This window comes from Algoriphagus winogradskyi, assembly GCF_900182815.1.
Classification (GTDB): domain Bacteria; phylum Bacteroidota; class Bacteroidia; order Cytophagales; family Cyclobacteriaceae; genus Algoriphagus; species Algoriphagus winogradskyi.
In genome coordinates this window covers 898094-913434 of the sequence record NZ_FXUA01000002.1, presented here as the reverse complement: position 1 = coordinate 913434, position 15341 = coordinate 898094, and the positions used below count along the sequence as shown (strand labels likewise).

General features: G+C 41.2%; 14 protein-coding genes. 12 read left to right on the top strand and 2 right to left on the bottom strand.

The window, feature by feature from the left end:
- Window positions 1-12 precede the first annotated feature (12 nt).
- The 11 genes from QOL76_RS08440 to QOL76_RS08390 all read left to right on the top strand — a co-directional run bounded on the left by QOL76_RS08440 (window position 13) and on the right by QOL76_RS08390 (window position 13088).
- The gene (locus tag QOL76_RS08440; protein ID WP_283412510.1) at window positions 13-1716 is read left to right on the top strand and encodes an amidohydrolase; all 1704 of its coding nucleotides are present in this window, start codon (window positions 13-15) and stop codon (window positions 1714-1716) included.
- A 218-nt stretch (window positions 1717-1934) separates the two neighbouring features.
- Window positions 1935-4868: a S9 family peptidase gene (locus tag QOL76_RS08435; RefSeq protein ID WP_283412509.1), complete on the top strand. Its 2934-nt coding sequence runs from the start codon at window positions 1935-1937 to the stop codon at window positions 4866-4868.
- 275 nt (window positions 4869-5143) lie between these two features.
- Entirely contained in the window at window positions 5144-5725 is a 582-nt protein-coding gene (locus QOL76_RS08430; RefSeq protein WP_283412508.1) for a hypothetical protein, read from the top strand.
- A gap of 115 nt (window positions 5726-5840) precedes the next feature.
- Entirely contained in the window at window positions 5841-7232 is a 1392-nt protein-coding gene (locus QOL76_RS08425) for a mercuric reductase (protein WP_283412507.1), read from the top strand.
- A 4-nt stretch (window positions 7233-7236) separates the two neighbouring features.
- Entirely contained in the window at window positions 7237-8022 is a 786-nt protein-coding gene (locus QOL76_RS08420; RefSeq protein WP_283412506.1) for a hypothetical protein, read from the top strand.
- A 10-nt stretch (window positions 8023-8032) separates the two neighbouring features.
- Window positions 8033-8584, top strand: a complete 552-nt coding sequence (locus QOL76_RS08415) for a lipocalin family protein (RefSeq protein WP_283412505.1) — start codon at window positions 8033-8035, stop codon at window positions 8582-8584.
- A gap of 170 nt (window positions 8585-8754) precedes the next feature.
- Window positions 8755-9321, top strand: coding sequence for an NfeD family protein (locus QOL76_RS08410; RefSeq protein WP_283412504.1), 567 nt, complete (start codon window positions 8755-8757; stop codon window positions 9319-9321).
- Window positions 9322-9333: 12 nt separating this feature from the next.
- Window positions 9334-10848, top strand: a complete 1515-nt coding sequence (locus QOL76_RS08405) for a flotillin family protein (protein WP_283412503.1) — start codon at window positions 9334-9336, stop codon at window positions 10846-10848.
- A gap of 191 nt (window positions 10849-11039) precedes the next feature.
- Window positions 11040-11684: a uracil phosphoribosyltransferase gene (gene upp / locus QOL76_RS08400; protein WP_283412502.1), complete on the top strand. Its 645-nt coding sequence runs from the start codon at window positions 11040-11042 to the stop codon at window positions 11682-11684.
- Between the two features lie 7 nt (window positions 11685-11691).
- The gene (locus QOL76_RS08395; RefSeq protein ID WP_283412501.1) at window positions 11692-12630 is read left to right on the top strand and encodes a calcium/sodium antiporter; all 939 of its coding nucleotides are present in this window, start codon (window positions 11692-11694) and stop codon (window positions 12628-12630) included.
- On the top strand, window positions 12627-13088 hold the full coding sequence (locus QOL76_RS08390) for a hypothetical protein (protein WP_283412500.1): 462 nt from the start codon (window positions 12627-12629) through the stop codon (window positions 13086-13088). Before QOL76_RS08395 ends, QOL76_RS08390 begins: the two co-directional genes overlap by 4 nt.
- Here the strand turns inward: QOL76_RS08390 and sdaAA are convergent.
- Together sdaAA and QOL76_RS08380 are read right to left on the bottom strand one after the other, a co-directional pair.
- The gene (gene sdaAA, locus QOL76_RS08385; protein WP_283412499.1) at window positions 13077-13985 is read right to left on the bottom strand and encodes an L-serine ammonia-lyase, iron-sulfur-dependent, subunit alpha; all 909 of its coding nucleotides are present in this window, start codon (window positions 13983-13985) and stop codon (window positions 13077-13079) included. The genes QOL76_RS08390 and sdaAA overlap by 12 nt on opposite strands.
- A gap of 152 nt (window positions 13986-14137) precedes the next feature.
- The gene (locus QOL76_RS08380) at window positions 14138-14542 is read right to left on the bottom strand and encodes an OsmC family protein (protein WP_283412498.1); all 405 of its coding nucleotides are present in this window, start codon (window positions 14540-14542) and stop codon (window positions 14138-14140) included.
- A 70-nt stretch (window positions 14543-14612) separates the two neighbouring features.
- On the opposite strand from QOL76_RS08380, the gene QOL76_RS08375 reads away from it, so the two are divergent.
- Window positions 14613-15341, top strand: coding sequence for a hypothetical protein (locus QOL76_RS08375; RefSeq protein WP_283412497.1), 729 nt, complete (start codon window positions 14613-14615; stop codon window positions 15339-15341).

Below are 15341 nucleotides of genomic sequence, written 5' to 3'. Positions count from 1 at the left end.
TAATATAAATCCATGAAGAATATATACTTACTCGCAATCTTGGGGATTTTCCTCATTTCTTGCTCATCGGAAAAGGCTGAACCAGCCGATCTAATTTTTACAAATGGCATAATTTACACAGTCAATGAAGCTCAACCCACAGCTGAAGCAGTCGCTGTGAAAGATGGGATGATTTTAGCCGTAGGTACAACTGAAAAAATCGAAAAACACAAAGCTGAAAACACTGAGGTGATCGATTTACAGGGTGAAACAATGACTCCTGGCATCATCGAATCCCATGCGCACTTGATGGGAATCGGCTATAATAAGCTGGAACTGGATCTTATGTATGTCAAAACCTATGATGAACTGGTGGAGAAAGTAGCAGAAGCAGTTGCCAAAGCCAAACCAGGAGACTGGATCACTGGTCGTGGCTGGCATCAGGACAAATGGATCGAGAAACCTGAAAAAATAGTGAAAGGCTTCCAAACTAACGATCAACTGAATGCAGTTTCCCCTGACAATCCGGTGTTTTTGAGACACGCGAGTGGCCATGCGGCTTTCGCAAATGGTAAAGCGCTTGAGTTGGCAGGAATTAGCAATCTGAAAGGTGAGCGACCAGGAGAAGTAGAAGGCGGAGAAATCATCCTCGATGAGTTGGGAAATCCTACTGGAATATTATCCGAAAGAGCATCTGGTCTAGTAGCTAGACTGATACCTGCTGAGACCCCGGAAAGAGCAGAAGAGGCTTTGACTTTGGCTTTAAAAGAATTGAATGAAAAAGGAATAACCAGTTTCCACGACGCAGGCAGTGGTCAGAATGTGATTGACCTCATCCAAAAATTCAAAAACGAAGGAAAGCTTACCGTCAGGCAATATGTAATGCTCACAGGAACACAACCTGCACTTCTCGATGAATGGTATAAGAGAGGACCAATGATCGATAGCATAGATCATATGCTTACAGTTCGTTCTATCAAATTGAACTGTGACGGTGCGTTGGGAAATCGCGGTGCTTGGTTATTGGAAGACTACTCTGATAGACCTGATCACCGTGGTCATGAGACCTTACCGATGTCGGTGGTATCTGAAGTTTCCGAGAAAGCAATTCCTGCAGGTTTCCAAGTTTGCTCACATGCCATCGGCGACCGTGCTAATCAGGAAATTCTTGATCGTTATGAAGCTGCTTTTGCAAACTATCCAGACACCAAAAAACTGCGGTTCCGCATCGAGCATGCCCAACATATTCATCCTGACGATATTCCAAGGTTTGGCGAATTGGGTGTGATTGCAGCCATGCAGGCTATTCACTTAAGCTCAGATCGTCCATGGGCAATAGATCGATTGGGAGAAAAACGAATTATCGACGGTGCTTATGTTTGGCAGAAACTAATGCAATCAGGAGCTGTAGTCACAAACGGGACGGATGCGCCAGTAGAGCCTGTGGATCCTATACCTTCCTTTTATGCTTCTGTTACTCGTAAAACATTGCAAGGGTTACCTGACGGAGGTTACGAAGGAGACCAAAAAATGACTCGTTCTGAAGCTCTGAAATCCTATACCTTAGATGGTGCCTTTGCTGAGTTTGAAGAAGACTTCAAAGGTTCTATTGAAGTAGGAAAAGCTGCTGATTTTACAGTTTTCGATAAGAACATCATGGAAGTTCCGGAGGATGATATATTAAATACCAAAGTCGCTATGACTGTGGTCGGAGGAAAAGTGGTTTATAAGAAGTAATGAACAGGTTTCAGTCTGCTGATATAAAGAAACAGTGATTTAATAAATGTCTCAGATCGAAAGATTTGAGACATTTTGTTTTTTAAGTGTTCACTCATTTGAGCTTCAGTTCGACTCTAAATTTCCATTTCTAAAATAGATCACTTCTCGTGCGGACCTTATTTAGTTCTACCCAACTCACAATTTTTCCCTATTTTCAAATCTGAAAAAAAATCACTATGAAAAAACTCTTTACCTTTTTCTGGCTATTTTGCTTGGTATTTCACCTGGCAAATGCTCAAGACGAAACCCCTAAGCCCATTTCCTGGAAGGATATTCCTACCTGGAAATCCATGAATAGTGGAACCTTCAAAATCTCTCCAGATGGCAAATGGGTGGCCTACGGAATGACAGCTCTGGAAGCTGACGGAGAAGTAATTCTTCAATATGTAAGTGATCCCGACTCCACACAGACTTTTAAAATCGGATTTACCTCCTACCCTTCCATTGAATTTAGCGAGGATAGCAAGTGGATCGCGTTTAAAGAATATCCGACTTTTAAGGAAAAGGAGGCTAATAAAAAATCTAAAGGAAAACCACTTCATGATAAGGTTACGCTAATGAAACTAGGCTCAACCGATAAAGAAGATAAAAAAACCTTTGAAAATGTGAGCAATTTCTCATTCAATGGAGAAGCTTCTACTCACCTTGCGATTAACCTAACAAAAGATGGAGGAGGAGATGCCAAAGGCTCAGATCTTTTAATCTATCACCTCAATACCAAAAAAGCGCAAAACCTAGGAAATGTAGCTGAGTTCTCTTTCAACAAAAGCGGAAACTACCTAGCATACACAGTTGATGCTGCGAATGAATCAGGTAATGGTATTTACCTCCTGAACATGACCAACAATAGCACAAGCGTGTTGGATTCAGATAAAGCTGCTTATAAGTCTATAAATTGGACTGAAAAAGGCGATGCGTTTGCGGCTTTGAAAATGGTCAAAGACAAAAAGTATAAGCAAGACCAAGGAAAATTAATCGGAGTAAAGAACCTTAGCAGCCCTCAGGTGACCGTTTATGATCCAGCAAAAGATTCCACTGGTTTTTCAAAAGAATATACGATCAGTCCTAATCGCCGTCCGATGTGGTCAGAGGATTTGAACAGACTTTTCTATGGTATACACCCTTTGGTTTTAGCCAAAAAAGAAGAGGTAAAGAAAGAATTGGATAAGGATTCTGTGAAGATGGCAGAGGCTGAAGCCATGAAAAGAATCATGGCTGACACCTCCATGAACTCAATTGCTGATTTGAAGAAAGCACTTTCGAAGTTAGACTCTGGGAAGGTAAGTCCAAAGGAAAAAGATGCTGACACCCCGGATATGACTATCTGGCACTGGAACGATAGCCGACTTCAATCCCGTCAACAAGTACTGGAAAATCAGGATAAGAACTACAGCCTCTATGCTATGTACGATGTGGCTGCAGGAAAGCACATTCAGCTTCAGGACAGCACTATGCGGGACTTGAGCATTCTTGAAAAGGAAAAATATGCGATTGGATCAGACAACCAAGCCTATGAACTACAAAGCAATCTGGATGGACAGAATTACCGTGACTTCTATATTGTAGACCTAAAAACTGGTGAGAAGAAGACGCTTTTCACCAACTTCTACCTTCCGGGCTATTCTTCATATCCTCGTAGTTCACCGGATGGTACAAAGTTGATTTATGGCTATGATGGCAACTATTACAGCTATGATATTGCATCTGGAGAAGAGATGAATTTGACAGCAGGCTTGCCAGTTTCTTTCGTGAATGAAGATGACGATCACAATGTCAAAAAGCCGTTGGAGGGCTCTTTGGGATGGAGTAGCGATAGTCAATACGTATTATTGAATGACGGCTGGGACATCTGGCAAGTGCCAGTAACTGGCAAAGCAAAAGCAGTAAACCTTACCCAAAATGGCAGAACTGATCAAATCAGATATCAGTACCGTTTTTCGCTAGATCGCGATGAAAAAGGCATTAATCTAAGCAAACCACTTTACATGAGAATCTACGGTGAGTGGACTAAGAAAAGTGGGATTGCCGTAATCAATGCTTCCAAAAAAGGTTTGGAGCCTGGTGCTAAAGCATTGGTTTGGGAAGATGCAAGTATAGGTTCTTTGAGAAAAGCTGAGAATGCTGATGTATATTTCTTTAGCAGTGAAACCTTCAATTCTCCGCCTCAAATTTTCACAGCAGATGCATCTCTTTCATCCCCAACAAAAGTGACTGGTAGTGCTCCAGATGCAAGCAAATACACTTGGTCAGCAGGCACTCGTTTGGTTGATTATGTGTCCGACAAAGGTGAAAAACTGCAGGGAGCGCTTTTCCTTCCATCCAATTATGTGGAAGGGGAGAAATATCCAACGGTAGTTTACTATTACGAAAAGCTATCACAGACTCGGCATAATTGGTCAAACCCTGGATTCAGCGGAACTGGTTGGAACCCGAACGTTTATACGAGTAATGGCTTTGCCGTATTTATTCCAGATATTGTTTATACCATGGATGATCCGGGCATGTCAGCCGTTTGGTGTGTGATTCCTGGCGTAAAAGCCGCGATCGAAACTGGAGTAATCGATCCAGAAAACATCGGAATTCATGGGCATTCGTGGGGTGGCTACCAGACTGCATTCCTGATCACCCAGACTGATATGTTCAAAGCCGCTGCTGCTGGAGCTCCGCTGACCAACATGATTTCCATGTACGATCTGATTTACTGGAATTCCGGTGGTGGAAATATGTCGATCTTCGAAGCTTCTCAGGGTAGATTTACCGGAGGACCTTGGGAAAACTGGGAGTCCTACGAGCGAAATAGCCCAGTATATCATGTGAAGAACGTAACTACTCCTCTTTTGATGTTGCACAATGATAAAGATGGAGCGGTGGATTTCACTCAAGGAATAGAGTATTATTCAGCTTTACGTAGGTTAAAAAAACCAGTGATTTTGGTTCAATACAAAGGAGAAAATCACGGTTTGGGTAAACTGGAAAACAGAAAAGATTACTCAGTTCGCATGATGGAATTCTTTGATCACCACCTCAAAGGAGCTGAGGCTCCAAAGTGGATGTCTAAAGGAATTGATAAGATCGATTTGGATGAACACCTGAAAGAAAGAGCATTTTAAATTGAGAGGGGCTATAACAAGCCCCTTTTTTTCTGAAAGTCTTTTTTAACCACGGTAAGCAAGGAGGATTGCCCAAAGGACACAACTCATTTCGTTGAATTCCTCAGACATATCGGACGCCAGGCGAGCTTTAAACTATGGCAATGTAGTCTCCTGACTGCTTCAAAAAATTACTATCGACCCATCAATTCTTCCTCTTATCACCAAAGGATTGTTCGATAGAGGGACATTTGTTTTCTTTGAAACTAATTCGCAAAAACGAATAGTAATACCTCATGCAAGAAACCACCGAAAAGAAGAGCCGTAATTCAGAATTAGATTTTGCGAATTTAAACTCCATTTGCTATCAGGAAGCTGATCCCAATTATCACCAACATCTAGAGACATATCTGTATGATCAGGATTTCGAGACAGTTTGGGATAGCTATGTGAATATTTCACCAGAGCAGGCTTGGAGTGGCAAAATGATACATTTCCATCAATTGTATTCCAGACAAACCGGCGAAGAAGTTTTTCCCGGACAGGTTCACACCGATGGAATGGGTGAAGGGCAAGTCCTCATTTTGAATTTGCATGTGTTCAACGGCGCTGTAAAACTTCAGGTAGGCCATGAAGTGATGGAAATCGACAAAGAGAAAAAGCTGATCAGAATCTGCTACCTGGAGAACTCCAAATCGGAAGGCTCTCAGTTTATCCGATTTAATTCGCTGCCTGACGGAAAAACGGAAGTTTCTCACAAAACCTTCTACCGCAGCGGATCCTGGTTTCGCGACAAGGTCATTTACCCTTATTTTCACACCAAGGCTATCAACGAGTTTCATGGAAATGTGCGCAGCTGGATTATCTCAAAAATCTAGGGATATAAATTAGCATATATCAAAGGAGTCTGGATATCAGACTCCTTTTTTTGTGTCTGGCTTTCTGTTTGTAACTTTTAGAGAATCAAAGTTTATCCATCAAACTTTTTAGCATATGATTGAAGACAGAGTAGAAACTTTTGACGCCATTATAATTGGTTCTGGTCAAGCAGGAAATCCCCTTGCTTTGGCGCTAGCCAAGGAAAAATGGAAAGTAGCGATCGTAGAGAAAGGAACTTTGGGCGGGACTTGCGTCAATACAGGTTGCACTCCGACTAAAGCTTATGTGGCGAGTGCAAGGGCTGCCTGGGCAATATCAAACGCTCCTAATCTGGGAATCGAAGTTCCCAAATCGACCAAAGTCAACCTAAAGTCAATCAAAAAAAGAAAAGACAAGCTTGTCAATCAGTCTAGGCTAGGCATAAGAAAATCTCTGGTAGACTCTCCTCAAATATCGATGGTTAGAGGTACTGCTACTTTCTTGGACAAAACCAGAATAAAAGTTGGTTCTCGAGTATTGAAATCATATAAAATCTTTCTGAATGTAGGAGCAAGAGCAAGAATTCCGGAAGGATTTGAGGACGTTGATCATCTTACCAATAGTTCCATTCTGCAGCTTGAAAAGGTGCCAGAAAGCCTGATAATAATTGGTGGAAGTTATATAGGATTAGAGTTTGCGCAAATTTTCAATCGCTTGGGCTCGAAGGTTACCGTTCTGGAAATGGGTGATTACCTGATTTCGAAAGAAGATCAGCATACCTCCGAACAAGTTCGGGAAGTTTTAGAAAATGAAAACATCAAAGTGATCTGTGGTGCCCATTGTCTCAAAGGGAAAAATAAAAAATCGGCGGGAGTAATCGTATCCTTTCAGAAAGGTGGAAAAGACAAGAAAATCAGCGGCACTCATTTATTGATTGCGACTGGGAGGATGCCCAACTCTGATCTATTGAAACCAGAAAAAGCAGGATTAAAACTTACACAAAGAGGATACCTTGAAGTAAGTCCAACTTTGGAGACAAATATCGAAGGAATTTATGCTTTGGGAGATTGCAATGGAAAAGGTGCTTTTACCCATACATCCTATAACGATTACGAGATAATGGAAAATCAGCTCTTTGGGGATAAGACTAGAACGCTCGACGATCGAATTACGAATTATGCCTTATACATTGATCCTCCCCTTGGACGTGCAGGAATGACACTAGCGCAAGCAAAGGAAACTGGAAAGAATTTACTTTTTACCAGAATGCCGATGAGTGATATTTCCAGAGCAAAAGAAAAAGGAGAAACTCAGGGAAAAATGGAGGTAATTGTGGATGCTGACTCAGAACAAATCCTGGGAGCAGCAGTTTTTGGAACAGGTGGAGATGAAATCATTGGAACATTTCTGACCGCTATGTATGGAAAACTGAGTTATAAAACACTTTTGAATTCTGTACAAACTCATCCAACTGTCACGGAACTCATTCCAACGTTATTGCAGCAGCTTAAACCGATTAAGAAATAAGAAGATGAAAAGCTCCCATAAAGTTTATGCTATCCTGAACATGATCGTCCTGGTCGCAGTAATATTCTGGAATTATTGGGTAAATACTAAGGGATTAAATGGCAATACAGTCAGCTCACTCAGTGCTGATTATGAAAACCTATTCACTCCAGCAGGCTATGCATTTTCTATCTGGGGATTGATCTTTTTGGCCTTGCTTGCACAGGCTATTTTCTTTATTCGGAGAGCTTTTAATGATGAAAAAAACGCTGACTTCCTCTCCCAACTGGGGCCCTATCTCATTATGGCAAACATTGGAAATGGGCTTTGGATCTACATGTGGCTGATGGAACATACAGGAATTAGCGTGATTGTCATGCTCGGAATTTTATTGTCGCTGATCATTACGATTTTGAATACTAACATGGAACGTTGGAATGCACCGCGTCCAATTATCTTCTGGCTTTGGTGGCCTATCGCACTTTATAGCGGATGGATTGCTGTCGCTACGATCGCCAATATTTCAGCTTATCTAGCAAAAACTGGGTGGACTGGTGGTATACCCGAGGCAACTTGGGCAATTGCCATGATAATCGTAGCCGTTGTTCTAAATCTATTTATGATCGCCACGAGAAACCTTCGGGAGTTTGCTTCTGTCGGTGTCTGGGCATTAATCGCAATTGCCGTTAGGCATTGGGGCAATATCCCAAGTTTACAATGGACAGCACTCGTTGGGGCAGCAGTGCTTTTCATCGCCATCACTATTCATGGCTACAAAAACAGAGAAACTGCTCCATTTAAGTTAAACTAAACCAACCACTATGAGAACCTTCAACAAATCAGAAAAAGTAGCGCTGGTATTGCCTGTTTTGGCGGCAGCTGGCCTTCTGTTTTTATCGCAAAACAGCCATGCCCAAGACCTAGAAACAGTTCCTTATGTAGATCTTGAAAAATATGCAGGTGAATGGTACGAAATTGCCTCTTTCCCTCAATCATTCCAAAAAGGATGTACCTGCACCAAAGCTATTTATACACCAAACGCTGACGGTACAATCAGTGTGGAAAATAGCTGTAATCTTCCAGAGAAAGGGAAAATCAAAACCTCCACAGCCAAAGCTTTTGTGGAAGATGGATCAGGAAATGCCAAGCTAAAAGTTCAGTTCTTCTGGCCTTTTAAAGGGAAATATTGGATCATAGATTTAGCAAAAGATTACTCTTACGCTGTAGTTGGTCATCCAAATAGAGCTTACCTCTGGATTTTATCAAGAACTCAAGAAATGGATCCAGTAATTTATGATGAGATCTTGCAGCGAGTCGAGAAGAAAGGTTTTGATCTCAGTAAACTCGAAAAAACTGTACAGTGTGATATTTAGGAAGAATAAAAATCCCAGAGTTAAATCCTCTGGGATTTTTTTTACCAAATAGAATTATGCTTCCGACCAAATCAGTAATTCAACACCTAGCTATTTTAGAATAAAAGATTAGTAATTAGAGAATTTTTAATATTTTGAGCATGCCTTTGATAGGCTTAACTCAAAATGACATGGAATTTTTAGATGGATTAGATCCGCAGCTCAAAATGTTCTGGTATATCGCCATACCAGTATCGTTGATTTTTGTACTTCAGACTATTTTGACTTTCGTAGGATCTGGAGGATCGGATGGACTGGAAGCAGACTTCGATGGAGACCTGGATAGTGCAGATGCACCTTTTCAGATGTTTTCCTTTAGAAATCTAGTTAATTTCTTGCTTGGTTTTAGCTGGACTGGCATCTCATTTTACAAGCTTATTCCAAATACAACCCTGCTTATCATGCTAAGTTTAGCGGTAGGTTTTGCTTTTGTTTATTTCTTTTTTCTCATCATCAAGCAAATCCAAAAACTCGGCGAAGACAATACTTTTAGGTTAGAAAAAACACTGGACAAAATCGCAGAAGTCTATCTAGCTATTCCTGGGAGAATGCAGGGAAAAGGGAAAATCATGGTAAGCCTGAATGGATCTGTGCGGGAAATAGATGCCATGACCGAGCAAGACAAAATTGAAACTAACGCCACAGTGAAGATCAAACGGGTAGAAAGTGGCAATATCCTCATCGTAGAAAAGCTTTAACTTATTTCTTTTATGGATCCTTTAATTCTTATCGTCGTCGCGACGATTGTCACATTTGTGACTATTCTAGCGCTTGTCTCAAGATACAAGCGCTGCCCATCTGACAAAATCCTAGTGGTATATGGAAAAACCGGAGGTACCTCTGCACGCTGTATTCATGGAGGTGGAGCATTTATTTGGCCGGTCATTCAGGATTATGCTTACCTAGATCTGAAGCCTATTTCCATCGAAGCTAATTTGACTAATGCGCTAAGCCGTCAAAATATCCGCGTAGATGTCCCATGTAGATTTACGATCGCTATTTCTACAGACACTGACACGATGAATACGGCTGCTGAGCGTCTGTTAGGCTTAGCTCATGAGCAGATTCAGGAGCTTTCAAAGGACATCCTTTTTGGCCAATTGCGATTGGTGATTGCTACAATGACCATCGAGGAAATTAACTCTGATCGGGATAAATTTTTGGAGAGCATTTCTAAGAATGTAGATAGCGAATTGAAGAAAATCGGCTTGAAACTGATCAACGTCAACGTGACGGACATCAAAGATGAGTCTGGATACATTGAAGCACTTGGTAAAGAAGCTGCCGCAAAAGCGATCAATGAAGCTAAAATCTCTGTGGCAGAGCAAGAGAAAATCGGTGAAACTGGTAAGGCCCTCGCAGACCGTGAGAAGGATGTGCAGATAGCAGACACCCAGCGTGACCGTGATGTAAAAATTGCTATTACTAACAAAAACCGCGAGGTCAGCATTGCGGAAGCTGCAAAAGATGAGAGTATAGGTAAAGCAGAAGCACAGCGAGACACGAGGGTTAAAACCTCCGAAGCAAATGCCATTGCTATCAAAGGAGAAAACGAAGCTAAAATCTCCATTGCTCAGTCTGACGCACAACGTAGAGAAAAAGAAGCTGAAGCATTAAGAATTGCCTTAGCATCCGAAAAAGTACAAAGCGCAAGAGCGTTAGAGGAAGCCTATTTGGCGGAGCAAAAAGCTGAAACAGCTAGAGCGGATAGAGAACGATCCACTCAAAATGCTAACATTGTCGTACCGGCAGAAATCGCCAAACAACGTGCGATCATAGAAGCCCAAGCAGAAGCAGAGCGAATCAGAGAACAGGCAAAAGGCGAAGCTGATGCGATCTTTGCCAAAATGGATGCGGAAGCAAAAGGTCTGTATGAAATATTGACCAAACAAGCAGAAGGTTACCGTGAAGTGGTAAGTGCAGCAGGTGGAGATCCTACCAAGGCCTTCCAATTGCTATTGATTGAGAAATTACCTGAATTGGTAAAAACTCAGGTTGAAGCTGTCAAAAACATCAAGATTGATAAAATTACTGTTTGGGATTCTGGGCAAGGTGAAAATGGCAATGGCTCCACCGCCAATTTTGTATCTGGAATGATGAAGACTGTCCCTCCATTAAATGAACTATTTAACATGGCAGGACTTAATCTTCCAACTTATTTGAAGGGAGAAGATTTGGTGGAGCCTCCTAAAAAGAAGGAAGAACAAAAGCCTGAAGAGGAATAGTTTTAAACAAAAGGTAATTAATAACGCTAATTACCATTTACAGGACATGATAAAAATGTTTGATTGGAAAAATCCTCCGCTGACGCAAGACAATTAGCTAGAAGAGCAAGCTTTGAAGTGAAATAGAGATAATTTTCCTTAGTTAAAAACCCGGCCCCAAAAGAGCCGGGTTTTTATTTTATCTTCGCAGCATGTTTGTTTTAACTGACACCCCTTCTTTGGCAAATCATTTCTTAAGCGAAATGAGAGATGTACGCACACAAAATGATAGAATGAGGTTTCGGAGAAACTTAGAGCGAATGGGTGAAATACTTGCCTATGAAATTTCTAAGTCTTTTGAGTATTCCCAGGAGAACATAGAAACTCCGCTCACTTCAACTTCAGTGCTTTCTGCAACTGAAAACCCGGTAATCATCTCAGTTATGAGGGCTTCATTACCATTTTATAATGGCTTTTTAAATTATTTTGACAAAGCTGAAAGTGGGTTTATCGGAGCATTTAGAGATGAGACTTCACCAGGAGAAATCAATGTTCACCTTGGCTATCATGCAAGCCCTAATTTGGAAGGTAAGATTGTAATCCTAGCTGACCCTATGCTAGCTACTGGTAAATCTATTGTGGAATCAATCAACACGCTCCTAACCCATGGCAAACCCAAACACATCCATATAGCTTCAGTCATTGCCGCTCCAGAAGGCATCCAATATATTAAGGAAAACATCTCTTTTCCTTTTTCAATTTGGGTAGGCGCAATGGACGAAAAACTAAATCATCAATCCTACATTGTACCAGGGCTAGGGGATGCAGGAGATCTTTCTTTTGGCCCAAAACTTTAATCATTTCATGCTTCCATACTTCCTTTTATTTCTTGGTTTGGCTATTCTTCTCTACGGGGGAAAAATATTGGTAGACGGCGCTTCCGCAATGGCTGTAAAACTAGGCATGAGTGCAGGCTTAATCGGAATGACAGTTGTTGCGTTTGGTACATCGGCACCAGAATTACTAGTAAGTGTGAATGCCGCCCTCAAAGGAAATAGTGATATCTCTATCGGGAATGTGATCGGGTCAAACATTGCAAACATAGCCCTAGTTCTAGGAGTGAGCGGAATCTTTTACCCTATCCTCATCCGGAAAAGCCATATCCGGTTCGACTATTTAGTCACTTTATTGGTATCCATTCTTTTTTACGGCTTGAGCTATAATGGCTTGATTAGCTTTTGGGAAGGCATCCTACTCTTCGGATTATTCATAGGTTTTAACATCTACCTCTTCAAAAGTCCTGCTTCAGAATTAGTGGACAATACAGAGGTAGAAGAGGAAATAGAGCAAGTGAAAAACTACTCTTGGTTTGCAGCTATAGGTTTATTTGCAGGCGGGGTACTGGGCCTTTATCTTGGCTCTGAACTCCTCGTCAATAATGCCGTAAAAATCTCCAGAGAGTTCGGAGTATCAGAGCGAATCATTGGAGTAACTATCATTGCGATCGGAACAAGTTTACCGGAGCTAATTACTTCTATTATAGCCGCTTTATCTAAAAGAACAGATTTAGCCTTAGGAAATATTCTTGGCAGTAACATCATGAATATTCTGTCCATCATCGGTCTTACGGCAATCATAAAACCAATTGGTGTCTCCCAGGAATTTATCGATTCAGATTTCTTATGGATGCTTGGAATTACCCTCTTTTTATTCGTGTTGATGCGAACCAAGATGCGGGTTTCTAAAGTAGAAGGTTCTTTACTCTTACTTAGCTACTTTGCCTATTTGTTCTTCCTCTTATGATGGACCAAATTCTAACCTTACTTGGAATTTACTTTCTATGTTGGTTTAAATTTATTGCTGGGCCTGTTTTAGGTTCCGCGGCAGGCTACACTGTATTAGAAAAAGCCTTCGTTACCATCGCTGGAATGATGACTAGTGTAATCATTTTTACTCTTCTAGGTTCTAAGATAAAAGCTCTTTTTGAAGGAAGTTTCCAACGGAAATCAAGGTTGATTTTTTCCAAAAAAAATAGGCGAATAGTTCATCTGTGGAAAAATTACGGAGAAATAGGAATTGCGTTCTTTACCCCACTTATACTTACACCTATCGGTGGCACGCTGATTATGGTTTCGTTTGGAGTCAAAAAAAGACATATTTACATGCATATGCTTTGGAGCGCTTGTCTATGGTCAGTTGTCCTCAGCATGAGTATTGAAAAATTATTAGCTATTCCTTTTATCAAGAATTTATTCCTCTGATTCACCGTCGGGTAATATTTCTATATCCTTTATCAGCACCCGTTCAGAAATAGCCTGTCCAGTAAGTGTAGCTGCCAACCCTCCCATTGCCGTTTCCTTATAGCGGCTTTCCATTGAAGCTCCAACTTCCCCCATCGCCTCCACACACTCATCCACGGGTATCACTGCACTTACATTGGCCAAAGCTATCTGAGCAGAGCTGAACGCAATGGCGGCAGCACTGGCATTGCGTACTACACAGGGCACTTCAACTAGTCCAGCGACTGGATCACAAATCAGCCCCAACATGCATTGAATAGTGATGGCAACTGCATTGAAAACCTGATCTGTACTCCCTCCTAGGCAATAAACAATCGCTCCTGAAGCCATGGCCGCAGCCGAGCCTGTTTCTGCTTGACATCCGCCAACTGCACCAGCTAAACTAGCTTTCTCTTCAATAATCAATGCTATCCCTGCTCCTACCAAAAGTCCCTCAACAATCTGCTCATCACTTAATCCGTGGATTTCCTGAAGCGTAACTAGAGTGCCTGGCAGAATTCCACTTGCTCCAGCAGTAGGTGCGGCCACTACCCTTCCCATACAAGAATTGACCTCCTTGGCTGCTAAGGCCCGGGATATTAATTTTTGAAATTCAGGAGAAAGTACAGAAAGTGGATGATTATAAACCTTCTTTGCTCCATTATTAATCATTCCAGAGCGGGAAGTCATTTCTTCTTCTAAACCGGTTTTCACAGCATCCTTCATTACTCCATATGCTTGCAAAAGTCCGGCTTTGATTTGATCATTTGAGCCATTTTTCTGATCAACTTCATATTCGATTACTGATTCTGGCAATGAAATTTCTTTCTCATCGCAATAGCTTTTCCAGCCATTGAAGGATTCAAATAAGTAGCTCATATTCGGGTGGGTTTATATACTTTCAAATTTCTACTAACTCGTGATTGAACGATGCGTATGCTTCCTCACAATTTCTACAGAAAAAAGCTTAAGACAGAAGGAACATTTTTTTTGAATGCTTTCTAAATAGCCTATTTCTTTTACTATTTCACTCAAAAATTGAACCTTAAAGTCTGCTTAATCTCAGAATCTAAGCTTAATGCAACAGGACAAGTCTTGGCTGCATTTTTCAACTTCTGGAGCATCGCTTCATCTTCTACAGGATTTTCCCAGTGAAACTCAACTATTATTTCACTTATTTTCCGCGGAGATGATTGCATAATTTTGGTCACTTCCCAAGACAGTCCATCTAAAGACACAGAGTCTCTATTAGCCACAATCCCCATAATCGTCACCATACAACTACCTAACGCACTTGCAACAAGGTCAGTAGGAGAAAATTTCTCGCCTTTTCCATTATTATCTAGTGGAGCATCGGTATATAATTGGGTGCCTGACTGAAGGTGCTCCGACTCCGTTCTCAAATTCCCTAAATATGAACTTTTTATAGTGGGCATAAACTCTTATTTTTAAAATCAGTTAAAATACTAACACCCAAAAATAGGGCTATATTTTCGACCAATTCGAATGAACAAACTGAAATTCATCTTACCGCTTCTTTTACTGTCATTTTCCATCGAATCTTTTGCTCAAAGAGATGACATTGGCAATTACGAATATGACAAGGAATATATGTTTGGTGTTAATAAAAACACAAACGGAGGATTAATAGGAGGTATAGTCTTCAAAGCAGGTACCCGTTTAGACGATACCCAATTTAGTTTTTGGGCTTTAGAGCTGTCCAATGTCAAAAACCCTAAGGAAATAAGATACAACACTGTACTAGGCAACAGCTATATTTTTGGCAAGTCTAATTACCTCTATTCCATCAGACCTCAATATGGTCGTGAAATAATCCTTTTCAAAAAAGCGCCTAACCAAGGAGTACAAGTTTCAGCGCTCGCCGCAGTAGGTCCAACGTTTGGATTAATTGCACCTTACTATATAGAATATGCGCTGAACAGAGTAGAAACTGTACGCGAGCAATACGATCCGGAAATCCACCAAAGCCGATTCAACATTTTAGGAACTGGTCGTCTTTTCGAAGGTATAGGACAATCAGAGTTTGCTTTCGGTGCCAATCTTAAAGCTGCCCTATCCTTTGAATTTGGGGTTTTTCGCTCAAATGCAACAGGTTTGGAACTTGGATACATGCTCGAAGGGTTTACCAAAGAAATCCCCCTGATCCCGACTACAGAAAATCGTCAGTTGTTCCAGTCTGTGTACTTCACCTTTTTCTACGGGTTCAGACAGTAA